Genomic DNA, 25,987 nt, shown 5'->3' on the forward strand with positions numbered 1-25,987 from the left:
GCAACAGCAAAAGCAAGGCTGACCCCCATGCCTCTGGCGAGGCATGGGGGCTTTGGGGTTAGAAGGTGACGCGGGCGGCGAACTGGAGACGGCGCATCGTGCTGTTGCCTTCGAGGGCGGTGATGACACCGGCTCCCTGGGCGACCGTGCAGTCGATGCAACGCGAGTTGCTGCCGGTGGGGATATCCAGAGCGGCGTGGTTGAAGACGTTGAAGGCCTGGAACTGGAACTGGCCCTTGAAACGCTCGGTGAGGGGGATGTCCTTCAGGACGGCGACATCCGCGTAGAAGTCACGCGGGCCGACCATGGAGAGACGCCCGATGTTGCCGAAGTTTCCGAAGGCCGGACGCTGGAACGGTCCGGAGACCGCACCGTTGGTGGCGAGTGCCGCGACCGGCGTGAAGTAACGGCGGGCGTGGGTGGTGGTGTTGAGACCGCCGGTGCTCAGGGCAAAGGCCTTGGCATCGCCGTTGGGACGGCAGTCGCTGGTGGTGCCGGGACCGCCGAAGTTGTTGTCGAGGTCCTGATCGGCGCCGCACTCGGCGTAGGTCGGGGTGAACGGACGTCCGCTCTCCCAGGTGGTCTGGCCGGTGAGGCTGTAGCCGCCGACGAGGTAGTCGACGAGGCGGTTGGAGTGAGCAAGGAAGATGCGGTTCTTGCCGAAGGGAAGCTCATACACGCCGCTCAACACGAAGATGTTGGTGCGGTTGGTGTCGTTGCGTCCGTAGCTGAACTGCTTGTAGTTGGTGAAGGCTGCGTCGTTGGCGTAGTTCATGGCCTTCGACCAGGTGTAGTTGGCGTTGAACTGGAGGCCGTGCGCGAATCGCTTGTCGAGCTTGGTCTGCAGCGAGTGGTAGTTGGCGTGGCCCGAGGGCGCGGCCGAGGTCATGGAGTTGGAGCAGCAGAGCGTCGCGGCTCCCTGGTAGCTGCCGACGAACTTGCCGTTATAAGGACGACGTGCCGCACTGCCCGCGGCGAGTTGTGCCTGTGTGGTGGGAAGCGTGGGCTCGTTGAGATCGTAGCCGTAGGTCTCGCCGGGGTAGACGCGTTCCCCGACGTTGCCGACGTAGGCGATATCAAGCGTCGTGGTGGCGCCGAACTGCTGCTGCACGGCGACGTTGAACTGATCGACCTTCGGAAGCTGGATACGGGCCGGACGGAAGGTCTGGCTGTACGCATTCTGAAAGGGAATGAGACCGGTGGTGGGGATGGTGGGCTGCGCCGGACGAACCGGCGGGGAGGCGAGGGTTGCGCCGACGCTGTTGACGCTGCCCGTGGTGCCGAGGTTCTCATTGGCCTGGACGGGCAGGTTATGCGAGAGCACGGAGCCGAAGAGCGTTCCGAAGTAGCCGACCGTGTCGTAGACAGTACCGACGCCGGCACGGATGACGGTGTTGGGCAGAACCTGATAGGCGAGACCGACGCGTCCGCCTAGGTTCTTATAGTCCATCAACTGGCCGCCGTTGGTGCCGTAGGGGCCTGCTCCGGCGACGCGGATGCCACCGCTGTCGATGGAGGCGAAGCCGCCGTGTCCGGTACCGTTGACGGTCTCAGGAAAGATGATGTCCCAGCGAACGCCGTAGTTGAGCTGCAGCTTGGAGGTGATGCGCCAGGAGTCCTGGCCGTAGAATGCGCCACGCTTCTGGTAGTTGTACTGGTCGTTGATGTAGACGTTGAAGCGCTGGAACTGCGCGGCATCGCCGATGAGGAAGGAGGCGAGGTCGTTGCCGGTCGATCCGGCACCGGCCGTCGTGGCGGAGTCGAAGGTGAAGAGACCGGAGCGGTTGTTATCCGACGCATTGCGGATGTTCTTCGCGTAGCGGATGTCGCCACCGAACTTGAAGGTGTGGCGTCCGCTGGTCTTGGTCCAGTTGTTGACGAGCTGGAAGACCTGCTCGCTTTCCGTCAGCGGGCAGTTGCAGCCCTGGTTGCCGAGTCCGCTGAGCGAGCTCTGGTTGAAGTTGAAGGTGGGCAGCCCGGCGGTGTCGGCCGAGACGTTGAGGTTGGGCATGCCGAGCGCGGTGGCCGAGGTCTGCCCGGCGTACTTGCTCTCGGAGACGTGGTAACTGAGGAAGCCGACGCGAAGATCGGTGAGGAGGCTGGGACGAAGAGCCCAGTCCATGCCGACCGTGGCGCTCTGGTTCTGCGTGACGGTGTTTCCTGTGGTGCCGCCGAGGCCGAAGCCGTTGCCGCCAGCTGCGCCGAAGACCGGGACGCCGACGAGGCGGAAGAGAGCATAGTCATAGCGCCCGAAGAGGTGGATGCGGTCGTTGAGCTGGTGATCGAGGCGCATGTCGGCCTGATCGCTGTTGAGCGTACCCTTGCCGGCGGCCACATAGTTGTTGGAGGTGCCCTGTCCGGTGGCGTTGGGGGCAGGGAGGAGCTTCAGCACGGCGATCGCCTGCGGCGAGAGCGCGGAGACGGGGATCTGTCCGGCGGCGCCGTAGGGGGTCTTGGTGATGGGGTTATAGAGCACCTGCGAGGTGTACTCGGACAGGTTGCAGGTGCCGCCGGTGGCGTTGACGCAGGTGCTGCGCACGAGGTTCGTGGGTACGTTCTGGGTGATGCTCGAACCGAGGCGATTGCGAAGACCCTGGTAGTCGAGGAAGAAGAACGCCTTATCCTTGATGATCTTGCCGGAGACAGCGCCGCCGAACTGGCTGTAGAGCTCGCTGGGGATGGTCTTGCCGGTGATGGGGTCGGGCTGGAACTGGGTGAAGGGGTTGCGCGCGTAGAAGGCGTCGGAGTGCCGGAAGAGGAAGGCGTCGCCGTGCAGGGCGTTGCCGCCGGACTTGGTGGTGACGTTGATGATGCCGCCGGCCGCTCCGCCAAACTCAGCATCTGGGTTCTGGGTGGTCACCTTGGTCTCGTTGACCGAGTCCAGGGTGGGGTTGATGACGATGATGCCGAGAACGGGGTCGCGGTTGTCGGTTCCGTCGAGGATGAAGCCCTGCTCACCGTAGTTCGAACCGTTGGTATTGAGGGCGAGGCCTGCCTGTGGGTTTTCGGGTCCGGCGATGTTGAAGCTGGAGTGCTGGACGCCGGGGGTGAGGAGCAGGAAGCTGGTCAGGTTCCGGGTGAAGTTGGGGAGGTTGCCGATAGTGCGTGCGTCGAGGGTTTGGGAGATGTCGGCGCGGTCGGTCTTGAGGGCAGGCGCCTCGGCGGTGACGGTGACGGTCTGGGCCGTGCCGGTCGCACCGAGAGGCGTATCGATCTTCTGCGACGAGTCGGCGTGCAGCTCGATGCCGGGGACCTCGGACGGCGCGAAGGACGGGGCCGAGATCTGCACGGTGTAGGTATCGGGGATCAGGTGGTCGACAGCCCAAGTTCCATCGGGCTTGGTCTGGACGACCTGTTGGGTTCCCTTCTGCTGGTCACGCACGGTGACGGTTGCCCCGGCGACGACCGCGCCTGTCGAGTCCGTGACCGTTCCATACAGGGACCCATAAAGCGCCTGGGCGAACAGGCTGCTGGTGCTGGACAGAAAGATCGCCGCGAGGGCGAGTCTTTGCCCGCATCTAAAGATTCGGTGTTTGGTATTCAAGTGTTGCCTCCTGAAACTCAGATGCCTGCGAGGCAGGTTTCTGAGCACGCATGAGGGTCCTCGATGAAACGTCGATTTGTAACGCAGTTCACGGTGCGGCACGTGGTTTGACGGGTGAAATTGAAGGTGAAACAATATACCTGGTCGTCGGAAGTGATTGAAACAAAAGCAAATGAGCTAAACCGCTCCGCAATGGGCGACGTTGAGGCTCTCGTCGGAAGAATTACGGCCGCGCCGCAGATCAGCGGTTCTCCCAAGCTGAGGGAGTTCTTTCTCTACGTGATGGACTGCTATATGAGGCAGGCTCCGGAGGAGGCGACCGAGCAACAGATCGGCATTCATGTGTTCGGGCGCAGGCCCGGTTTCAACTCCAGCGACGACAGCATTGTGAGGTCGCAGGCCAGGCTGTTGCGCATGAAGCTGGCGGTGTATTTTGCCAGCGAAGGCGCGGACGAGCCGGTCGTGATCGAGATTCCCAAGGGCCACTACTATCCTGTGCTGCTCCGCCACAAGGGAGGTACTCCGCCGCCGGATGCCGTGCCGCAGACGGAGCCCGAGGAGGAGATTCCGGCGATTGTGCCGGTGGCCACCGTGGCTGAGACGGGGCGATCCTGGCTGTTCTGGGTGGCGATGCTGGGTCTTCTGGTGCTTGGGCTAGTCGCCGGCATGGCGCTCGACCGGCGGATGACCGCACCGGCTTCGAGCGAACTCGACCGGCTTTGGGCACCGTTTCTCGCTGCCTCCAGCCCGACGCTGATTATCTACAGCAATCCGGCTTTTACGGGGACGCCACGCACCGGGCTGCGGATTATCGACGGAAACGGAAAACAGAGCGCACCGATCGACGAGACGTATACGGGAACCGGGGAGGTGGCGTCGATCTATGAGCTGACACGCCTGTTCGACCGCCGCAAGGCGACGTTCACGCTGAAACGAAGCCGTCTGGTGACGTGGGACGAGGCAAAGTCGCGGAACCTGATCTTCATTGGCGCTCCGAGCCAGAATACGGCACTGCAGGAACTTCCGACGGCGACGGAGTTCGCGGTGGTGATCGACGAGCACGAGCAGGGGTACTTTGTGAACCGGCATCCGCACCCGGGGGAGCCAGCCAGGCTGCCGTACGCCGATGCGACGCAGGAGACGGCGCTGATCGCGTTTCTGCCGGGGCTGCAGCCGGATCGGCACATTCTTGTGTTCAGCGGGCTGACGACCATTGGGACGCAGGCAGCGGTGGAGTTTGCGTGTCAGCCGCAGAATGCCGCGAAGCTGCTGGAGATGGCAGGAACGACGGGGGGCGTCGTGAAGCCGTTCGAGGCGATTCTGCGGGTGTCGGTGAGCCGAGGCGTGGGTGTCGGCGCGGAGATTGTGGCGTTGCACCTGCGATAGCGCATCGTACTTTTGGCATGGCGGATGCGGGGATTTCTTCGCCGATGGGGATGAGAAGCGCGGATGGTGGCAAAAAGCATGGCCAGACAGTTTGCACTGTCTGGCCATGCCGGTTTGGGGTTAGAAGGTGAGCTTGAGAGCCGCCTGGCCGACGCGGGCGGGGATGGGACCGCTCGAGGTGATGGCACCGAAGTTTGAGTCGTCGGGGTTTGAATCCGGCTGACCGTAGCTGGGGTGGTTGAGGGCGTTGAAGGCCTCGAAGCGGAACTGCAGTCCGTAACGTTCGCGGTAGGTCCAGTTCTTTTGCACGCCGAGATCGGCGGTGTAGATGGGGGGCTCCTGGATGAGGTACTTGGGTGAGTTGCCGGCGGTGCCAACGGCGTTGACCTTGAAGGCGGCAGGGTTGAAGTAGTGGTTGAGCCAGTTGGCCTTGTTGCCCTGACGTACATTGAGCGGCGCACCGGTAAGGTCGGCGCGATCCTGATAGACGAGGAAGCCGGAGTTGTTGTTGCCGTTGCCGCCGTTGATGGTGAAGGGAGGTCCGGACTGCAGGGTGACGAGACCGCTCAGCGACCAGCCGCCGAGGACACTGCGCACGATGGGGTTGAAGTGCTGCAGCCTGGGCGCTTCATAGATAAAGTTGGTGACCGAGACGATGGGGTAGTTGAGGCTCGAAGGACCACGGTCGTGACCGATGTTGTGGGGATCGCTGACGCTGGATTCGAAGGAGGGATCGCCGGATCCGCCTACGTCGAACGAGTGCGACCAGGTGAGATTCGATTGCACCTGGATGCCGTGGGAGAGGCGCTTTTCGACGCCGACCTGGAGCGAGTTGTAGTTGGCTGTGGCACCGATCTGGACCTGAATGATGGAGCCGAAGTTGGCCATCGAGCGGGCATCGCCGGGGTTCGCAAGCGAGCCGGGATTGAGCTCGATGGGGGTGGTGAGGTGATAGGTTTCGCTGCCGACGTAGGCGATGTGGAGGGCGAGCGTATCGGTGAACTGCTGCTCCACCGAGAGGTTCCAGCTCTGGACGATGCCGAGGCGGAAGTTTTTGGGGAAGACGGCGCCAAGCTGCATGGGCAGGGTGAAGGTCGAGTTGGAGGGCGGGGTGACGGTGGGTGAGGCGAAGGGAGGGAACGGGCTTTTGCCACCGGTGGCGGTGAAGCCGCTCCAGGGGCTGTCGAGCGAGATGGCGGTTGAGCCGGCGTTGAGCGAGAAGGACGGATCGAAGGGAGCCGTGTCGTAGACGTGGTTGTAGCTGGCGTCTTCGAGGGGCGTGGTGAAGAGACCGAACCCGGCACGGACGCTGGTCTTGGGGGCGGGCTGGTAGGCGATGCCGATGCGAGGCTCGAAGTAGAGCCAGGAGGTGGGCATGATGGCGTTGTTGACGCCGGTGTCGCCCGGGAAGACGACGCCGATGGGGGCGTTGGGATAGCGGGTGCTCTGCTGGCCGGGAACGAAGGCCGCGCCGCGTCCACCATCAATGCTCATGGGGGTGTAGGGGTCCCAACGGAGACCTGCGTTGATGGTGAGGTTGGGGCGGACCTTGTACTGATCCTGGGCATAGAGGCCGGTCATCCAGCCGCGAATGCTGCCGCTCTCGCCTGCGTTCTGCGAGAAGCTGGTGACATCGCCGAGCAGGAAGTCCGAGAGGGTAAAGCCGGTAAAGGAGTTGGTGATGCTGACGGTGGGATTGGCTCCTGCACCCGAGCTCTCGTGCGTGTAGCGATGCAGGATGTCGGTACCGAAGTACATGGTGTGCTTGCCGTGGGTGAAGGTGAGGGTGTCGGAGAAGCCGAAGTTGCGGCGCTTGGTGTCGTTGACCGAGCCGGAGAAGAGCGTGAAGCCGAGGGCACCCCCGTAGAGCGCGTTGCCATCGACGGCGGAGAAGCCACCGATATAGCAGGAGCCGACGGGATCAGAGACGGCGATGTAGTTGGACAGGCACTCCTGCTGGCCGCTCTTGTTGTAGAGGGCTGTTCCGGAGCCGAAGTCGAAGGACTGGTAGAAGGCCGTGACGCTGTTGAGCAGGTTCTGGGTGATGGTCCAGGAGTGGTTGACGGCATCGTTGACGTAGATGCCGTGGAGACCCTGGACGCCACTGAGCAGATTGCCCGGGGTGCCGAGGCCGGGCTGGTTGAAGTTGTACATGAAGTTGCGGACAAAGACGCGCTGGCGATCGTTGATGGTGTAGTCGATACGGGCGGTGCCTTCATCGTAGCTGTCGCGCTGCTTGGGCGAGGCAAAGTTGGTGAGGCCGGTGGCTGCGTCGCCGCCGAGGGGAAGCGATGCGGCGATGGCCACCGCACCGGGGCTGAAGAGCCTGGGGTCGATCTGGTTGCGCTTGCCGTTGACCGTGGCGAAGGGCGCTTTGAGATCGACGGCGACGGCGCTGAAGTCACCGTTGAGCATGGCGGCAGTAGGGGTATAGGTGGAGTTCTGAGTGGAGACAGTGCTCGCGCGGGTGCCCTGGTAGTTGGCGAAGAAGAAGAGCTTGTCCTTGATGATGGGACCGCCGAGATAGCCACCGAACTGGTTGCGCTTGAGGGGATCGCGGGTGTGGCTGAAGTAGTTCGAGGCGTTCAGGTCCGCGTTGCGGAGGAACTCGAATGCGCCGCCGTGGAAGGCGTTGGAGCCGCCCTTGCTTTGGATGCTGACGACGGCGCCCGGGGAGAAGCCATAGCGGGCATCGAAGTTGTTCGAGATGACGCGGAACTCCTGGGTGGCGTCGGCGTTGGGGAACGGAGCCGCAAGGAGGGCGAAGTAGTCCATGTTGGTGACGCCGTCGAGCAGGTAGTAGGTACTGCCCTGGCGACCGCCGCCGGCCGAGCCGCTGGACTGGGTCGGGAAGGAGTTGGTGGTGGGCAGGGTAGAGGCCTGCGACTGGAGTTCGTTGGTCACACCGGTGGTGAGGAAGACGAGGCTCGAGGGGTCTCGGCCGTTGAGAGGAAGCTCCTTGATGGAATCCTCATTGACGACGGCGCTGATCTCGGCGGTGCTTCCGTTGATGATGGTGGGGTTGGAGCTGACGGTGACGGTATCGTTGGCGCCGCCGACCTTGAGGGTGACGTTGATGATGGCGTTCTGACCGATGGTGAGGGTGATATTGGTCTGGAGCGTGTCGGCAAAGCCGTTGGCCGTGGAGAGGATCTTGTAGGGACCCGCGGGCAGGGAGGGAATGCTGTATTCACCCTGCTGGTCGGAGACGGCCCTGGTGGAGGCGTTGGTGCCGGTGTTGGTGATGGTGATCTGGGCCTGGGGGATGGCGGCACCGGTGGGGTCGGTGACCTGACCGGTGACACGGGCTCCAGTCACCTGCGCGTGTGCGGCAACGCCCATACAGAGCAGCAGGACAACGGCCAGGGAGTAGAGAAGACGTGGGAGGAATTTCATGAGAGGCTCCTTTCGCTCGCAGGGACGAGCCAAAAAGTTTTGTTGAAGGGGGAGAACGAAACTCTGCGGGACAACGACCACGCTCCGGCGGTGGACGATCTCGCCGGGGCTGCAGGTGCCGGTTGTCTTGTGAGAGCTGCGTTGCGTCGGGGTCATAAGGTCTCGTTCGGTCTACAGCTTGATGAAGATGCGGTTGCGATAGAGCAGCCAGGTGGGAATGAAGCAAACGACGACGAAAAGGAAGGAGTAGAGGAACGAACCGAAGGCCGGGTTGACGAGGTGGATGAACCAGGTGTTGTAGGCATGGACCTGAAAGCTCTGGGTGGCGTTGACCTTGAAGACGGAGACGACGGTCGAGAGCAACTCCGAGAACACGTAGGCCGTGATGGCGTTGGTCCCGAAGACGAGCAGCGGATACGACCAGCGGCCGCGGGATTGGCGGATTTCGACCACGAAGTAGAAGGCCGCCAGGAGGAGAAGGCTCAAGCCGCCGGCGAACAGGACGTAGGAACTGGTCCAAAGGCGCTTGTTGATGGGGAAGGTTTGGGACCAGAGCAGGCCGGCCGCCACGAGCAGAACACCTGCGACGAGGAGGCCGATCACTTTCCGGGCGGCGGGGCGCGGTTGCGTGATCCAGGTTCCGGCGAGCAGACCGAGCAGTGTGGTGGCGAAGGCGGGGAGATCGCTGAGCAGACCTTCGGGATCGCGTGTGCCTTCAAAGAGACGGCCGGGGAGGAGGTGACGATCGATCCACGCGACAAGGTTGAGGTCGTGATCCATAAACGGGATGTCGCGGCCCGGGACACCATGGCCGGGGATGGGAACGAAGCGGAGCAGAGCCCAATAGCCGGCGAGCGCGGCGACGAAGAGGATTACCCGGGGAGCCACACGGCCGGTCGCAAACTGCAGCAGGGCGCAGAGAAGGTAGCAGACGGCGAAGCGCTGGAGGACGCCGTAGATGCGCAGGGTGCCGAGGTGGAAGTAAGGGAAGCCGTTGACCACCAGGCCCCAGAAGAAGAGCAGGACGAAGCGGCGGAGGATGCCGGGAAGCATCGCGGCCTTGCTGGTGCCCCTGGCGCGATGCGCGCTGAAGGAGAGCACCATCGAGATGCCCATGATGAAGAGGAAGGTGGGGAAGACGAGGTCGGTCGGAGTGAAGCCGTTCCAGGGGGAGTGGTTCAGGGTGCGGTAGGCGAGGTCGTTGTTGCCGTTGTTGTTGACGAGGATCATGAAGGCGACGGTGAGGCCGCGCAGGAGATCGATGGAGAGGAGACGCGTCGACGGCGGCGTGACCTGGAACGGGGCTGCAGTTGTGGTCGACATGATGCGGTCTCTCCTTTCGGTTCGGATGTTCGAATGCGGTTAGGACAGGTGCTGCAGTTCGGTGAGCAGGGCATGCGATTCGGCGATAAGGTCAGGCACCTCAAGCGGTTTGCTGGGACGGTAGGGTGACGACAGCCAGGTCTGCTGCCAGAGGTCGAGCGAGAAGGAGGCGCCGGTGTGGCGGGCGGAAAACCATGCCTGCCAGCGGGCGGCGTAGTAGTCGCGGATGAGACCGGACCAGACGCGGGAGGCGTAATCGGAGAGCTCGGGCCAACCCCATGTGGTGATGAGGAGGCGTGCGTTTTCGTCGTAGAAGGCCGCCTCGTCGGGGGCCTGGGCGTAGAGTGCGGAGGAGGCGATCCAGGTCTCGAGGCGGCGGTCGGCGCGGAGGTTGACGAGACCGTCGATGCGACGCATCCAGGCGATTGCGCGGTCGGCCTCGAGGACTGCGAGTTCGGGCTGTCTCGCGTCGCCGGCCTGGACCGCGAGGGCCAACGCCTTATCGACGCCCCCACCCACGGCCTGGGCGATCATCTCGATGAGGTCGTTGCGGTAGAGCTGGTTCTGGCCAAGCACGGGGGCGCAGGAGAGGAAGAGCTCGACGGCGCGGACGAAGGTTGGGCCGGAGTCGATGGAGGCGGCGACGGGATGGGCGCTGGGCTCGCCCTGCCAGGCCTGCTTGGTCATCCAGATGTGGCCGCTGTAGGCGCTCTGGAGCAGAAGCGTCCAGGCCTGGGCCATCGCCTGCTCCGTGGCCGGCGGACAGAGGCCGTAGCGGGAGCGGCAGTAGGCGGGGATCCAGGTAGCGAGGTCGATGGGTTCCGTCTGCCAGCCGGCATCCGTCATCAGCTCGTAGACGACCTCGTTGGTCTCAATGCCTTCGGGGCACATGCCCCAACCGACGAGGTTGCCGCGGTCGGGGCTGGCGAGAACGGCGGCGGGTTCCGAGGCCATGAGCTTGAGGTTGCCCTTGAGATTGTTGTTGCCGCCGAAGGTGTGGGCCATGCCGTTGATCCACTGCTTGCCGAAGAACGCCTTCTGGACCTTCCACTGGCTGGGCGAGTACTTGCCCTGGACGGCGGGGGTCAGGTCGTTGGCGTAATCGATGATGAGCATTCGGTCGTTGGGGATGCCGCGCAGGAGCGCCTCAACGGAGTCGTTGTTCCAGAAAGCGGCGTCGTAGACGAAGGTCCATGCCTGCATCACCCAGGTACCGTTGGGGTCACCGGCCTGGATGCTTTCAAAGACCGTGCGGCCGAAGAGCTCGAGGTCTTCGAAGCGGTGGTCGGGACGGACCGGGACGGCGAGTTCGTTGAAGGTGTCGGCGAGGTAGTACTGGACCTCACCGTACTCGGCCTTGTAGGCGTCGATGAAGGCCTTGCCGATCTGGCGGTAGAGGCCCTGCTGGGCGGGGTGGAGGATGAAGGTGCGCGTGCTGCGGGGGATGGTCTTGAACTCTTCGGGAAGCCAGAGGAGGGTGAAGGTGTCCGCTTCGGGATGGAGGCGCTTGAAGCCCTGGGGGACGAAACCGGCGAAGGCGGGGGCGACAGGCTTCATGCCAAGCTCGCGCATCCGGTCGAGGATCTTGTGCTGGAGGAGGCGCTTTTCGTCGATGAAGTGCTGCGGCAAGGGCCCGGCAAGGTTGTTGATGTTGCCCATGCGGTGCCAGGGCAGATGGGCGGGGCCGACCGAGAAGGTGTCGATCTCGGGCTGGGTGAGTCCGAGGGCGAGCCAGACGCGATTCCAGATGGCTTCCTGGCCCTCCAGGGCGAGCGGCATGGTGATGCCGTGCAGGGCCATCCAGTCGAGTTCGCGCTCCCAGCGCGGCCAGTCCCAGAACGCCATGGTGTATCCGTAGGTGCAGGGATTGAGGTACTGGACGAACTTGTAGGGGCAGACGACGCGCTGGTGCGCGACCTCGGGAAAGCTGGGGGGAAGAGCCAGGTTGCGGCCGCTCCAGGTGATCATGACGTTGCAGTACTGACGGAGATAGCTATAGATGGCGCGACAGAGGCTGACTCCGCTGGAGCCGGCGACCGTGACGCGGCCCCCGGAGGATGAGAGTTCATAGACCTCGTTGCCTTCGGCCAGGGGGAGGAGTTTGAGGTCGAAGTCGGCGGCGCGGGCGCCGAGCTGGCGCTCCAGGACTCCGCGGCAGGAGGAGATGGCCGTCTCCGCGGAGGGCTTTCCGGGCTTCCTGCGAGGCGGCGCAGGAGCAGGCGAAACGGATGCCTCGGCGGCCTGGGTGACGATGGCGGCCCCGGCGCTGGCACATGAGAGTTCGATGAATTTACGTCTCGTCCACATTCGAAAGTCTTTTCTCCGATACGCGACATTCGCACCCGGCGTGGTCAAGAGCAAAGCGTTTTCACCGTTCCCGGCTCGGTTTTCACCGTGAAATCAGGAGTTTCCGGGGATGTTTGCCTTGTTCGTCGAAACGGCGCGGATTGGAGGAACCCTTTGACGGGATGGGCAGGGGGAAGGAAATGGCGGTGCCGGGCACTCAACAAGAGTTCGGGGCAAGCAAAACGACGAGGAAGGAGCTTTGCTCTTCTCGATGCTTCCTACCTGGATACGGATCAGGGCTGGATGATGCGGAAGGTGATGACACTGGCCTCGGGAGCATTTCCTCCGACGCTGCTGGTCTCGAGCAGCACCTCGAAGTAGGGCATGTGGTCCTTCGTCGCACCGATGGTGCGGGCGAAGTTCTGGAAGGCGACCGGGGAGAACGGGAAGTCGGCGGCGGACTCGGTTCCGGCCATGCCGGTGCCCTCAAAGAGCAGCGCGTCGCCGTTTCCCTCAATGCCGGGCAGGAAGGCCAGCACGCCATAGCTGTGGCGTGCGCCGTCCGCGAGGGTCTCGCGATAGATGGAACCCTCCCCTTTGGCGGGGTGTTTATTGAGGACAAAGCCCTCAGAGGCCTTCCAGTCCCAGGTGACGTCGAAGTTGAGTCGATTCTGGAAGAGGCTGACCCAGGGATTGGCTCCGCTGCCGCCGATGAGGATGACATTGCGGCTCTTGAGGTCGTCGATGCGGAGGACACGTGCGTTGCGGGTTTCCACCTCAGCCCCGATCGCCTGGGGAAGGCGACCGAGCCGGAGTGCGAGGTTCAGGTCGGCCGAGCTGGTGTATTGATGGGAGGCAAACCACTCGGCACTGAGCGGCGCACCGCCGATGCTGGGGAGATTTGCCTTGGAGAGGTAGGTGCCACTGAGGTAGTCGTCCAGTTGGACGGGAGTCCGGGTGAACTCCTGAAAGAGGACAAGGGCGTCGTCCGATGGGACGATGAGCACGGGACGCTCGGGCGTGAAGAGCTTCGACCAGAGAGGATCGGCCGAGGCCTCTGCGCGCTGGCTCCGCATCCGGCGGTAGAGCAGCCCAGCAGAGAGCAAGAGGACGAGAACCGCTATGACGAGGAGGGCTGTCCCGAAGCGTGGACCACGAGAAGAAGGAGCGACCGCGATGGGCGTGGAGGTCTCTTCCGGAGTGGGCGCGTGGATTGTTGGAGCCCGAACGACCGGTGCCGCGGTGCTGCTGCGCGTCTCAAAGACGGGTACGTAGCCACCCTTGGGAATGGTGACGATCAGTGTGCTGAGCGGGCTCTCGGTCTCGAAGTACTCCTCGAGCCGCTGACGGAGGAGGCGAGCCTGGCTGCGAACGATACTGTCGTCCGAGGCGCTGTAGGTAGCGGAGCGTCCGAAGACGTGGATGCCGATCTGCTGCTCGTTGATCTCACGGGCGCGACCCTCGATCAGCGAGACACAGATGAATTCAAGAAACCGGGTGAGCCGGGGAGACTTGGCGAAGGTACGCGAGGCAACGATGCGCTGAAGCAGCAGCAGCCGTTCGTCCACGACCGGCTGAGCAGGTTCACGCTGGGACGAGTCCCCAAGCTTCGAAGTGGCATCGATGGCAATTCTTAGAATTTATCATTTTCGTCCATTGAGCCGCACTGAAGGCGGCCAGGCCGGGATTCGTGGAGGGATGCTGGCTAAGGGTCGAATCACTTGCTCTACTCTCCAGAGCCAGAACACGAACATGCAAGCAAGGGTGAGGTTCCGGGCTACCTGCAGAGAAGTGGTGGCCAGAGACGGGATCGAACCGCCGACGCCGGCCTTTTCAGGGCCGCGCTCTACCACTGAGCTATCTGGCCTTGGCATTGCTACACAACTATCGCGCTGAAACCGCCAAGTTCCGTTTCAACACGACTGACCCAGACTTTATCCGCCGAACCTGCCTACGAAAGGCGTTGTCTGAGGAATTCACCAGCCAGCGGGGAGCCGGCTTCTCTGCTGTCTCTGTGAGTATACCAACGCTCAGCCAAAAAAGCGAAGGGAGCGCATTCTTCGCGCTCCCTTCGCTCTTCTGCGGTCGGTTGTGGCTAGAAGGTGAGACGACCACCAAGCTGAACCAGACGGGGGAAACCGAGCGTACCGGTGATCTGACCCGCACTGGCCGGTGTGCTGATGTTGAGAGCAGGTCCATTGAACTGCGGGGTGTTGAAGGCGTTGAGCGCCTCCGCCCGGAACTCAGCGTGGATCTTCTCGGTGATGTTGAAGTTCTTGTTGAGCGACAGATCGGAGTTCACATAGCCAGGTCCGTAGCAGTTGCTGGTGCGGGGCTGGTTGCCATACCCGAACTGCGGCGTGATCGAGAAGGCCGCCACGTTGAAGTAGTTGGTGAGACGGCCCTCGGGGCTACCCGATTTGCAGGGGTTGACTCCCGGCACGATCGTCGGACGCATCGCCCCGTTTCCGAGCGAGGAGTTCGAGTTCGACTGCGTGATCGCCATCGGACCACCACTCTGCAAGATCATGACGTCGTTGAAGCGCCAGCCACCCACGACCAGGTCGAGCCACTTGCTCGCACCAGCCATGAACTGCTTGCCACGTCCGAACGGAAGCTCGTACGTACCGGCCACCGTGAAGCGGTTGGGAAGGTTGTTGATGGCACGCGAGTACTCGGGAGCCAGGTTGTAGATGTCCTGGGGACCGTTGTTGCCGGGGTTGAGGGTACTGGACGCGCCCCACTGGTTATCCCAATTCGACGACCAAGTGTAAGCCGCCAGCAGCGTAATGCCACGGGTAAAGCGCTTCTGTACCTTCAGGTCCAGCGAGTTGTAGTCAGACCGGCCATCGCTGACCGACTCGCTGATGCCCTGGTACTGGGGGAAGGGAAGAAGCGTCTGGTAGAGGGCAACCTTGCCCGTACCGAATGCGCCAAGTCCAGCGTAGGGATTGGTCGTGGTGCCACCCGTCGTGAGAGCGGCGCCCTTCGAGTACTGGTTGTCCGGAAGCTGGTTGATATTCAGGCTGTTGAGCAGGTTGCGTCCGTGACCGCCGACGTAGCCGACCTTGAATGCGATGCCGAGCGGGAACTCATGCTCGACGGCCAACGAGAATGAGTCATAGAGCGGTCCGCGGCGATTCTGGTCGATTACCGTCAGGGACGTTCCAATGTTCGTGCTCAGACCGTTGCTGTTGCCCGTTGCCTGTGTCTTGAGGGTTGGAAACGGATTGCTCAGGCTGATCGTGGCCGAGCTCTGCGAGAAGCTATTCGTCAACACATAGCCAGGAGCCAGCGAAGCCGATCCGCTGTACACGATGGGAATGTAGAAGACACCGGCGCCACCCTTGACGACCGTCTTGTTGTCGAGGGCATAGGCGAAGCCGGCACGCGGAGAAAACTTGCTGCCCGTTGCTCCCGTTGTGGTGGGATAGCCGTTCTGTCCGGCGAACTCGACGCCACCCGTGGCCTGTACTCCGGAGCCGAATGCGCTGTAAGTTGCGCTGCGATCGAAGCCAACCGCGTAGTGGTTGTTGCGCTCGTGGACGCCGGGCTCATACTCGTAGCGGAAGCCGAGGTTGAGGGTCAACTTGGATGTCACGCGATAGTCATCCTGGAGATAAGCCGCCTGATACGCCGTGGTGATGGCCAGAGGAGCAGGAATGACGAGCGAACCAGAGGTGGCATACCCGAGGAGCATATCCGCTGCGGTTGCGCCTGCAGTCGTACCCGTCGGAATGTTCGCAGCCGGAGCCGCAGTCAGCGTGCTGTCGAAGGCAAACGTACCGGACGTGGTGCTCAAGCTGGTGAAGCTGAGGCTGATCGCGCGGAACACGTATCCTGTCTTCACGCTGTGCTTGCCAAGGCTCTTCGCGATACCGACGACGAAGTTGCGCGAGAAGTAAACAGCCGGACCGGAGTTCGATGTGCCTTCGTTGCTCAGGCCCGAGTCCGTCGTGATGGCCGGGAAACCCGTCTTCGAAAGGGCTGCAACATAGTTCGCAGGGAAGCCGAGGGTCGCCTGGTTGAAGCCCTTGCTGATGTCCTGCGTGTCATTCGGGAAGCGGTTGAAGCCGAAGCCGATCGTACCGACGGTGGTTGGGTTGATGGTCACCGTGTTCTGAATACCGATCGCGTCGACCTTGCGATACAGCAGGTATGAAGACGAGCTGCCGGCTGCCGTCGTCAGGGCGTTGCCGCCCGGCTCCTTCGAGCCATAGTGCAGGTAGTAGAAGTCGGCCAGCCAGCGCTCGCCGAATTGATGCGTCAGCTTGCCGTTGAACTCATCCGCGCGATCACCCAGGGTGTCGCCGCCATTGAAGTTGAAACCACCATATGACGTCACCGTCGTGTTCGGGAGAGGATACGCATTGATCAAGTTCTGGCCGACTGTGTTGATGCGGCTCGCCGGAATGATGTTTCCGGGAAATGGCTTGCCGGTCAGCGGATCGTAGACGCATCGGCCAGTAGCGCACAACCCGGTCGCTGCATTCACAGTGCCGATCTCGGAGAAGTTACCGCCTGGTACCGTGCTCGTTCCGCGCTGCAACACCGTGGGAACCGCGAAGGCATTTGCAGCGGTCAGCGGAGAACGCTGGCGATAGCCCTCTTCCGTAATCGCGAAGAAGGTCTTGTTCGGCCCACCGAGGATGTGCGGCAGGGGAATTGGACCGGAGAGGCTGCCGACGTAGCTGTAGAACTCAGCGGCACCGCGTGGGGTGGTCGGAGAGGTGACACCGTTGATGGTGGAGGGTGTGCGGTTGTTGAAGAAAAGATTTGCGCCCCAGTTGGTCTGGCGGGTCTCACCTTGCAGTACGCCATGCAGGCGGCTGGAGCCACTCTTCAGCGTGGTATTGAACATGCCGCCCGAGGTACGGCCGATCTCGGCATCGTAGGTGTTGGCCTGCAGCTTCACTTCATCGACTGCTTCGATCGAAGGAATGATCACGGCGCGGTTCGACATATCGGTGATTGGGATGCCGTCGACGGAGTAGTTGTTCGAGCTTAGCGGAGCACCTGCAATGGAGATGGTCGAAGATCCGGACTGATCCTGGAAACGCACAAAACGCGGATCGCCGACGGGCGTCACCGCGTTATCGAGCTTGGAAAAGAGGAAGGGGTTGCGTCCGGGATTAGGCAGGTTCTGCAGTTTCTGCGAATCGATCAACTGCCCGTTGTAACTGGTTCCGTTATCCACCAGGGGTTCGGAAGCAGTCACTTCAACGACCTCACTCGTCGATCCAACACTTAGCTTCGTGTCCACCGTCAGCGCATTTCCGGTTTCGACGATCAGGCCGGACTGGCTGCTCTTCTTGAAGTTCGCTGCCGTTACATCGACCGTGTACACATCGGGATCGACCGCGTTGAAGACATACTCGCCGGAGCCGTTCGTCACCGTCGTACGCGCAATCTTCTTTGCCTGCGAGGTGAGAATCACCGTCGCGCCCGCGATCGGAGCACCCTGCGGGTCGGCCACGATACCGCGGATTACACCGTAGTTCGACTGCGCCATGCCGGTCGCCAACGAGGCGACCAACAGGACGGCAAGCATAAGAAGTTGGACTAGCTTGTTTTTTTGGATCAAGGGTAAGCCTCCGAAAGGTTGTGTAGCGGTTTGACTTGGAAGAATAGGGTGGTGTCGTCGCAGACGGATCGGTGCCGTCGGCAAAGGGTGAAACGTTGACGATGGAAAAGCTCTTGGAAGACACCTCGATCGAGGCCGCCTATAAGGCAACTGCAAGACCGGCACCATGATCGGTGCTCCGGTGTTGGCTCAACTCATCTCTGAACTATCTCTGGACTACAAGGAACAAACTAGAAAGCTGTGACATCTCTGCAAACAAACGAACCGTTGGACAACTGATGAAGCAAGACGAACGGGTTACAGATAAGTACAGCGGGAGAGAGGGACTCTCCCTGTCGACGCACGGCGAAAGGCCCGTGTGTGCGGCGGATGGCAGATACACTTTTCATGAGGGCCGTTTTCATTGGTGGCCTCATTGACGCATCTTTTTGCCTTTTCGGTAATGTTCCCGAGACTATCGGGGCATCTATCTCATGTCAATAAGTTTTTTTGGGAATTTATTCTTTGTGGTGTGTTCCTGTGATCGCGCTTCTAAATAACGCGCGCGCGACCGATCGGATTTTCACCCAGGGGTACGGATTAATTTGCCACGTTTTCGGTTACATTCAGTGCGATGCCTTTGAAGCCACTCGGGGCATCGCACGCGAAGACGGTCGCTACGACATGACGGTGAGGCTGAACGGAGTGAAGGAACGCAACATCGCCGTCTACGCCGGGTCGAGCGAGCCCCTGCATGACTTGGTGCTTGCCTTCAGCTTTCACGGCAAGGGATACGTCAGCCTGCTCGACACCGAGCCCGGGAGCAATGGCCAGTCGGCGATCGCGGCCATGCGCTGGAAGGACGTCTCCCCTGGCCGCACGTGGCAGATCGAGCCCAACGTGGTGGGCGTAAGGACTTCTGCCTAAATGGCGTGGTCTAAAACTGCTTCAATTTTTTGATGGATACACCCACCGTCGCCGCTGTTTACAGCCCTTTCGACGTAGTTTTCTTTCGCGCACTTTCGTCGTTTCGCGAGATGGAAACAAGAAGGCCCCGGACGGGTTCCGGGGCCTTCTTACTTTGTAACTAGAAGCGTTACTTACCTTTGACCGCGATCACTTCGATCTCGAGCGCTGCCCACGGGGCCACCAACGCCGCAACCTGCACCGCCGAACGCGCGGGCTTGTTGGGCTGCTCTTTGGTCCCGAAGTACTTCACGTACTCCGAGTTCATCTGCGCGAACTCGAGCTTGCCCGTCTTGGGATCAGCCGAGAGGAAGACCGTCATCTTGACGACTTCCTTCATGTCCAGTCCCTGCGCTTTCAAGAGGCCCTGGATCTTTGCGAACACGCTGGCCGCCTGCGCCTTCGTGTCCCCATAGTCGGCCGGGATTCCCTTGGCGGCATCCGCCGGAGTGACCGGGGAGGGGAGCTGTCCGCTGAGATAGAACGTATCGCCTGCCCATACTCCCGTGGCAATCGGAGACGTCTCCGACTGAATATGCTTTACAGCAACCTGCGCGTTCATCGAACCCGCAACCATCAACGCACCAGCCAACATCATCCTCTTCAGCTTCATCATGCTCTCCTCGTTACGCGTTGATTGTCGTGTTTGCGTGACCGGCCAGACGTGCCGCCTTCACCTTGTCGGAGATCATCTGTACCGCACGCCGCGCGCTGGCTGCCGCGCCCTCCTGCCAGCCCACCACATGGCTTGCATGGTCGCCTGCAAAGTAAATGGGGCCGTCCGGAGTTGTGATCGTGTCGTAGTCGGCTGCGGGAATCGTACCGATCCAGGAGCCCTCGTTCCACTTGATGTGCTTCCATCCGCAGAAGACCGGCTTCGTCAGTTCCGCGCCGTGGCCAGGGTGCAGCTTCTCGACCGACGCCCGCGACTTGGCAAACTTCTCTTCGAGCGTCAGCGCCGCGAACCCATCGTTCGATTCATCCATATATCCCGACACGATGATGCCAGTGTCCGACATGAGATTGGCCGATGGATACCAGATCGGGCTCGGCCCCTGCGACAGGAACGACAGTCCGCCGTAGATGTTGTACTTCTTCTCCCAGAAGCGCGGTGCTTCCCATGGGATCTTGTACGACCCGCGATACGACTTCGCGCAACGCTCGACCGTCGCTTTGTGTGCCGGATCCAGGTCTGCCTTGATCTTGTTCAGGATCGTCAGAGGCATCGCGCACACGCAGTAGTCCGCGTCGATATGGTGCGTTACGCCACCCTTCGTATAGCTCACCTTGACGCCATTGCCGCTCTTGAGAATCTCCGTCACGGGAGCGTCGTACACGACGACAGGTCCCAGTGCCTTCGCAAACGCATACGGAATCTGGGCCATGCCGCCAACCGGCTGCATCATGGTGGCCTGCCAATCCCATGCCTCTTCGTACAGAATGCCGCCCCAGAAGTTCGCATCCAGCAGCGTATGCATGGGGATCGGGTCGTTATCCACGATCATGTCCTGCGCGCCGGCACCCGGATACTGCTTGATCGCCGAGCGGTCCGAACCCTTGTATGAACCCGTCTTGTCGAGAGGCCCATAGACCTTCAGGAACTCGACCATCCTCTGCTTGTCTTCCTTGGAGAGGTCCTGGTCCAGCGCGCCACCCGCAACAGCCTTCGACAAGAGCTCGCTCACATGGCCGCGCGTATCGTTCAGCGCCTGCCTCTGCACGTATGCCTTGCCACCATTCACCTTGTCGTTCTGCAGCATCGTCGAACGCGACGTATTGACCTCGACCTCGAGTGGAACTTTGAGCTCACGACAATACCCCAGAATCGTCCCATGTACCGAAGGGAGACGCGCCGGTCCCATGTTCTGATAGAGCCCAGGGCTCCAGGTGACATTCTGCTTCGTGCCGTCGACGAACTCGACGACATCTCCACCCTTGGCGCTCCAGTTCCTTCCGCCAGGACGCGTCCGCGCTTCGAGTAGCGTCACGTTATAGCCGAGCTTCTTAAGCTCGTATGCCGTTACCAGACCGCCAATTCCGCCGCCGGCCACTACGACCTTTGTCCCCGCGCCCGCACCGGACTCAGCCCGAATCGGTTCCGCCGCCATCGCCTTCATGGGCATCAGCCCCAGAGACTGCATGGTGGCGAACGCAGCGCTGTAACCACCAGCCTGCCCTACGCGCGTCAGGAAATCGCGCCTGGTAAATGCCATAGAAACACCTCACAACCGTGGTGATACTGCGTTGACCGGTGCAGCGATTCGCCCAGATATATCAGCGCCTTCGCCGCCAGAAAAGACAGAGGAGCCCGGCATCGGATGCAACAGAAAAGCCCATACGACGGTGCCGGGAAACGGTGAGGGGAGCCGGAGCGTTCTCCAAAACGGGGAGCGTCCGCACAGCCAGAGATGAAGAGATTGTTCTTTGACAATACCGCATTTCACCCGGAATGCAGTGACCAAAATCACACCTGACGCACCACCGCGCCATGGGTCGCAGAGACGGACCTCATTCTAAAACCGCCAGAATGCACGGCAAATTGCAGAAACCATTACCAGATGGACTCATCTTCGGAGCGGCGTTTGACCGGTGCGGCGGGCACCGAGGCGGGCGTCGGTTTGCTCTCCCGCAGACGATGCTCCTGCTTCATCGTCGTCGGCAAAGCCACTTCCTGACCCACCGGAATATCCTTCAACGTGTAGGTCTGCCCAATCACCGGAGCCAGCGGAGCGGTGGCCTTTACGCGTGGCGCGGGGGGCGCGGCGCTGGCCGTAAACTGCTCCCACGTCTCCGTATTGCGCAGCGCTCGCGCCTGCTTGTAGGACGAGGGAACACCCGAAGCGGCCACCATGAAATTGACCACCTGCCTTTGCCCGCAGCGCAGACAGCGCACCGAGTAACGCATGGTCAGAATCTGCATGACATCCTGCAGACGGAACCGCGACCGGCGAAACGCCTGCGCCGGACAATACTGACACCGAATATCCAGCGCATCCCGCAACAGCGCGTGTGGAATCGCATCGCGGTTATCTGCGTGCTGCGCTCTCACCCCGGACTCAGTCAGGGCTACAGGCCGCACAGTCCGTGAATCCCGTACGGGCTGCACGGGTGGAATTGGCTGAGCGACAGGCGGGGCCGGAACGATCGGTTGCGCCGGCTGCGGCAACCGCACCTCATGCGTCGGCCCATTGCGGTTTCCCGCCGGCAAGGCCGACTTTGCCGTTTTCAAACTGATCGTCTGCAACTGCCCGCACTTCAGACACCGCGCTGGCCGACGCAGACGCAACAGCGTCAGCAAGTCCCCTGTATGCAGGCGCGAGCGCTTGAATTGGCGGCTGGCGCAAAACCGGCACGTATCCCCCGATGAGCTCTCAGGCTGCGCGGTTTCGGGAACTACCGTGTTTTCAAGCGTCTGCTGCGAATCCGGCATGGCGGTCGAGCCCTGGGTTGGCATGGTGTATCTGCAATTCTAGCTGTCCCGAGACGTATCCAGAAGATCCAATTCAGGATAAAGATCGAACAGCCCCAGAGTTGGTGCAAGCGGGACAGACGGAGTGACCGGAGCGATCGAGAGCGTACGCACCCGCGGAGCGCGAATCGTCTGCACAGGGGCGGGTGCCACCGCCGCAACCGGCCGGGACAAGAGCGCATGCAGCTCTTCCAGCTCTTTGCGCAGCTTCTCCATCCGCTTCGTGTCTCTTGCAGGAACAGAAACTCCACCCGGAGCTGACTCGATTGCCAGGGCAAGTTGCGGCGCCGCAGAGCCTCCCCGTGGCTCGACCTTCAACAACTGCCTCGCCCCGGGAATGGTGTAGCCCTCTTCGTACAGCAGCTTCTTGATCTTCAGTGCCATCTCGACATCGCGACGGCGATAGAGTCTCTGCCCCGTACCGCCCTTGTTGGGCTTCAGTTGCGGAAACTCACTCTCCCAGAAACGCAGCACGTAGGCCGGAACCTCGCACAGCTTCGCGACGTCCCCGATACGGAAATACAGCTTGTCCGGAATCTCGGAGCCTTGCGTCGCCTGACGGATTGGCTGTTTTTGCCCCATAGTCTGGAACCGCGGAGAAGGAATCGTCCGGCGGAATGTGCCCTAAGTATAGGGCAACCATGGCTGTTATTCGCGCATTTATTCCCCGACTGACCCAAGCCGGATACCCGCACCGCTGCACCCTGCATCGAATCCAGCAGGAGAAACACCATGCCCCAGAGCCCTCACGACCGTGTCGCCGAACTTCACAATCTTGCCTCGCACGCCCATGCCGCCGCAGCTACGGCTCACGGCAAGGGGGACCACCTGACCGCCCATGAGCTCACCCAGCAGGCCCACGAGCACTCCCTGAATGCTCACCGCCACAGCGAAGAACTCAGCAAAGCAAAACCAAGGGACTAACGAAGTCGCGTTCTGCGCAAAAGGACGGCCCCCGAGGATTCGGGGGCCGTTTTCACTTGGGCTCTTCGTGATGTTCAACCGGTCTTGGCGGAGGCTGCTGCCGCTGCGGGCCGGGCTGTCTCTGCGGTTGCGGAGCCGCCGCCTGCGGAGGCCGAACCTGCGGCTGTGGAGCAGCCGGGGCGGGTTGCGGCCTCACCTGCTGTTGCGCCGGAGCGGGCGTGGGCACAGGCGTCACCGGCCTCTGAGGCTGCTCCTGACGGCGGTCCTGCTGCGGCCTCTGGTCCTGCGTGGGCCGCTGCGGCTGCTGCGTGGGCGCGGCAGGAGTTCCAGGACGGATCATGCCCGGATCAGCCTGCCTCATGTTCCGTCCGCCGCCCACGGGTGCGTTGAGGTCCTGTCCATCCTGCGTCCGGCCTGGCTGCTGCTGGGGCGTCGGCCGCTGCACCGGGTTCGGAGGCAGATCCGGATTGCTGTTCCCCGGGTTCTGCGGCCTCATCCCGCCTGGAATTCTCGCCGGTGTAGGCGTCTGCAACACGCCGCCCGGAACCGGAGGCTGAGACTGACCGACGGGGCGTCCCTGCGCCGGCTGCGGCCGACTGGGCTGTTGCGTCTGACTGGGCTGCTGCGTCTGACTGGGCTGCTGCGGGGTCTGGACTGGCTGCTGCCCAAACCGCTGTCCACCCTGACCCTGAAACCGCCCCGGCCCCTGACTGGAGCCCTGCCCCTGGAAGCGTCCCTGGAAGTGCGGTCTGGCCTGCTGCTGCGGCACGGCTCTGGCAGGAGCAAGACCCTGCGCCGGCTGCGGCCTGCCTCCCATCTCCGGAGGACGCGTCATTACCTGGGCCTGCTGTATCTGCCGCGGATCCACGCGCAACTGCACGCTGCGCACCTGGCGGCCCTGCACAAACGCCTGCTGCGGCACCGCCACCATGCCCCGGTCGCGATTCACATACACATTGGTCGTGTTGTTCCCATAAACATTGGTCGTCCTGTTCACGTACACGTTTCGCACCTCAACCGTGTTGCGGTTGTAGATATTCGAGACATTGACCCGGTTCACATACCCCGGGCTGGCTCTGTACCAGGGCACAAACGGCTCGCGGGGTCCCAGCGGGAACCATGCGGCAACCCCTCCGCCGCCGCCCACCCGTACCGAGAGCGAGAACCCGCCGCCGCCCACAAACGCAACCAGTGCCGGCGAGTAGATCGGTCTTACGACCGGCGGTCCGGGGACCCAACCCCAACGACCGCCAAACTGAGCCCACCTCCCATAGTGGAACGGCGCGAAGCCCCAGGGTTCCGCCTCGACCCAGGTGTATCCCCACGGAGCGATGTAAGCCCAATGCCCATTGTGGTACGGCGACCAACCCGCATCGATCGCCCGCGGGTACCAGACCTGCCCGTAGTCGGGCGAAGGCGCCCAGTCCCCATAGGTCTGCAGATCGTCGTACCCGACCATGCCCGGATTCACATACTGATCGCGAATCTCAGCCGCGGCCGCCGCTCTCTGCTCATCCCTCTGCTGGTCGAACTGGTCGAGGGTATCCATCGGCAGCATCTGCACGAACTGCGCCTGTGCCTGTCCGTCCTGACCGGTGCTGTCGATCCGCAGTACCTGCCCGGACTCCACGACCGTATTCACGCCGTTCGAAACGGCCTGGACCCGGCCTGCATTCACCGTGACGATCGTGGTGTCCGGCCTCTGCCCAAATCCGGGATAGCTGCTGACGCGCACGTCGCCGGCCTGCAGCACGGTAAACGCCCCATTGGACGTATCGATCTCAAGCGACCCGGGCTGGCCGATCGAGTAACTCCGCACCCGCATGCTGCCCTGCGCCAGCCCCAACTGCACATAGTCCTGCGAAAAGCTCTGGAGCGTCACATCCGTAAGGCCGCCAAGCCTCAGCGCCAGGTTGTCGCTTTCCAGCTCTCCCATACCGTTCTGCCCGGTGTAGAAGCGATCTCCTACGCTCAATGTGTAGTTGATCTCCGCCGCCGCAAACGCTGCGTCCCCGTTCGGTGAGGCCGGTTGCAGCGACACGTCCCCCTGGAGGAACGAAACACGCGCGATGCGGTCGGGTGGATCTTGCGCCTGTCCCTGCTGCTGGTCTTGCGGCATCGGCTGCTGATCCTGCGCCCGTGCTACCGCCGTCGTTCCACCCATCAAAACCACCGCGACCAGCGCAAACCGATGCAAAGCAAACCCTCTAAGAACGTTCATTCCTGCCTCCGACACAAAACCCCGCGTCTTTCCCTAATAACCCTAATCGCTCCGGTTCGGCATCGCACGCCTGTATTTTGTTGCCGTTGCCTTCGCTTATCCGTCTTTCCTCTCTTTGATTCGGTTCTCCGTGGCTTCCGTTCGGACACACTGAACTTTTTCTCCGGCCGGGCGTATCTTTGGTTGCAGAAAGCCCTTCGTGTGCGAAACTTTAGACCGCCCAAGCGCTTTTCTCGAGGAGTTTCGTCCGATGAACCAGCACCGCGCCCTCACCGCCCTTGCCGCCCTCACGCTCCTCGCCGCTATCGGCTGCCGTGTCGAAACCAACAAACACGGCGACAACGAAGACGTGAAGATGGCCACCCCCTTCGGGAACATGCAGGTCAAGACCGACGACAAGGTCGTCGCCGCCGGCGTCGGCCTGCCGCTCTATCCTGGCGCGGTTCCTATCAAGAAAGACGAGAACGGCAAGGGCGACGGCGCGGCGGATGTCAACATGAGCTTCGGCTCCTTTCAGATGCGCATCAAGGCGCTCAGCTTTCACTCCAACGACTCCCCGGAGAAGATTCTCGCTTTTTACCGGCCCGCCCTCGCCAAGTATGGCGACGTCATCCAGTGCGACAACGACCGTCCCGTGGGCACTCCCACGAAGACCTCCCAGGGCCTGACCTGCGACAACAAGAAGTCGAACCACATCACCATCACCGACGATAACTCCGGAAAACATGAGTTGAAGGCAGGCTCCGAGCAGCACCAGCACATCGTCGCCGTCGACAAGGATGGCGACGGCACCAAACTCGGCCTCGTCGCGCTCGACCTTCCCGGCCACATCTCCTTCGGGGATGACAACAAGGACGACGACAAGCAGTAAAGCGCACCCTGCGCGGGCATCGGTCACCCGTTTGCGCA

Annotated in this window: 15 protein-coding genes and 1 tRNA gene; 4 read left to right on the top strand and 12 right to left on the bottom strand. The window is 62.1% G+C overall.

Features of this window, described 5'->3' with window-relative positions; genetic code table 11:
- Positions 1–58: 58 nt before the first annotated feature.
- A complete protein-coding gene (locus BM400_RS02780; RefSeq protein WP_245781645.1) occupies positions 59–3,544 on the bottom strand; it encodes a TonB-dependent receptor in 3,486 nt (1,161 codons plus the stop codon).
- Between the two features lie 192 nt (positions 3,545–3,736).
- Here BM400_RS02780 and BM400_RS02785 point away from each other — a divergent pair, with 192 nt between their 5' ends.
- Entirely contained in the window at positions 3,737–4,930 is a 1,194-nt protein-coding gene (locus tag BM400_RS02785; RefSeq protein WP_089836426.1) for a hypothetical protein, read from the top strand.
- A 120-nt stretch (positions 4,931–5,050) separates the two neighbouring features.
- On the opposite strand, the gene BM400_RS02790 is transcribed toward BM400_RS02785, so the two are convergent.
- The 6 genes from BM400_RS02790 to BM400_RS02815 all read right to left on the bottom strand — a co-directional run bounded on the left by BM400_RS02790 (position 5,051) and on the right by BM400_RS02815 (position 17,519).
- Complete coding sequence (locus tag BM400_RS02790) at positions 5,051–8,326, bottom strand: TonB-dependent receptor (protein ID WP_089836428.1); 3,276 nt, start codon at positions 8,324–8,326, stop codon at positions 5,051–5,053.
- A 171-nt stretch (positions 8,327–8,497) separates the two neighbouring features.
- A complete protein-coding gene (locus tag BM400_RS02795; RefSeq protein ID WP_089836430.1) occupies positions 8,498–9,649 on the bottom strand; it encodes an acyltransferase family protein in 1,152 nt (383 codons plus the stop codon).
- Between the two features lie 39 nt (positions 9,650–9,688).
- Positions 9,689–11,956 (bottom strand): alpha-N-acetylglucosaminidase, encoded by a 2,268-nt coding sequence (locus tag BM400_RS02800; RefSeq protein ID WP_089836432.1) that lies wholly within the window; start codon positions 11,954–11,956, stop codon positions 9,689–9,691.
- Positions 11,957–12,228: 272 nt separating this feature from the next.
- On the bottom strand, positions 12,229–13,503 hold the full coding sequence (locus tag BM400_RS02805) for a hypothetical protein (protein ID WP_245781646.1): 1,275 nt from the start codon (positions 13,501–13,503) through the stop codon (positions 12,229–12,231).
- Positions 13,504–13,727: 224 nt separating this feature from the next.
- A tRNA-Phe gene (locus tag BM400_RS02810) sits at positions 13,728–13,802 on the bottom strand.
- Between the two features lie 228 nt (positions 13,803–14,030).
- A complete protein-coding gene (locus BM400_RS02815) occupies positions 14,031–17,519 on the bottom strand; it encodes a carboxypeptidase-like regulatory domain-containing protein (protein ID WP_245781647.1) in 3,489 nt (1,162 codons plus the stop codon).
- A 663-nt stretch (positions 17,520–18,182) separates the two neighbouring features.
- Here BM400_RS02815 and BM400_RS02820 point away from each other — a divergent pair.
- Positions 18,183–18,425 (top strand): hypothetical protein, encoded by a 243-nt coding sequence (locus tag BM400_RS02820; protein ID WP_089836438.1) that lies wholly within the window; start codon positions 18,183–18,185, stop codon positions 18,423–18,425.
- Positions 18,426–18,594: 169 nt separating this feature from the next.
- Here the strand turns inward: BM400_RS02820 and BM400_RS02825 are convergent, their stop codons facing one another.
- The 4 genes from BM400_RS02825 to BM400_RS02840 all read right to left on the bottom strand — a co-directional run bounded on the left by BM400_RS02825 (position 18,595) and on the right by BM400_RS02840 (position 22,515).
- The gene (locus BM400_RS02825) at positions 18,595–19,080 is read right to left on the bottom strand and encodes a Rid family hydrolase (protein ID WP_245781648.1); all 486 of its coding nucleotides are present in this window, start codon (positions 19,078–19,080) and stop codon (positions 18,595–18,597) included.
- 10 nt (positions 19,081–19,090) lie between these two features.
- Complete coding sequence (locus BM400_RS02830; protein ID WP_089836440.1) at positions 19,091–20,677, bottom strand: flavin monoamine oxidase family protein; 1,587 nt, start codon at positions 20,675–20,677, stop codon at positions 19,091–19,093.
- Between the two features lie 338 nt (positions 20,678–21,015).
- Positions 21,016–21,918: a hypothetical protein gene (locus BM400_RS21545; RefSeq protein ID WP_141223787.1), complete on the bottom strand. Its 903-nt coding sequence runs from the start codon at positions 21,916–21,918 to the stop codon at positions 21,016–21,018.
- A 15-nt stretch (positions 21,919–21,933) separates the two neighbouring features.
- Positions 21,934–22,515 (bottom strand): MerR family transcriptional regulator, encoded by a 582-nt coding sequence (locus tag BM400_RS02840; RefSeq protein WP_089836444.1) that lies wholly within the window; start codon positions 22,513–22,515, stop codon positions 21,934–21,936.
- Positions 22,516–22,665: 150 nt separating this feature from the next.
- On the opposite strand from BM400_RS02840, the gene BM400_RS02845 reads away from it, so the two are divergent.
- Entirely contained in the window at positions 22,666–22,857 is a 192-nt protein-coding gene (locus BM400_RS02845; protein ID WP_089836446.1) for a hypothetical protein, read from the top strand.
- A gap of 52 nt (positions 22,858–22,909) precedes the next feature.
- Here BM400_RS02845 and BM400_RS02850 read toward each other — a convergent pair whose 3' ends face one another.
- Complete coding sequence (locus BM400_RS02850) at positions 22,910–25,078, bottom strand: DUF6600 domain-containing protein (RefSeq protein WP_141223788.1); 2,169 nt, start codon at positions 25,076–25,078, stop codon at positions 22,910–22,912.
- 250 nt (positions 25,079–25,328) lie between these two features.
- On the opposite strand from BM400_RS02850, the gene BM400_RS02855 reads away from it, so the two are divergent.
- The gene (locus BM400_RS02855) at positions 25,329–25,949 is read left to right on the top strand and encodes a hypothetical protein (protein ID WP_089836450.1); all 621 of its coding nucleotides are present in this window, start codon (positions 25,329–25,331) and stop codon (positions 25,947–25,949) included.
- Positions 25,950–25,987: the final 38 nt, after the last annotated feature.

It is taken from the genome of Granulicella pectinivorans (assembly GCF_900114625.1).
GTDB classification, from domain to species: domain Bacteria; phylum Acidobacteriota; class Terriglobia; order Terriglobales; family Acidobacteriaceae; genus Edaphobacter; species Edaphobacter pectinivorans.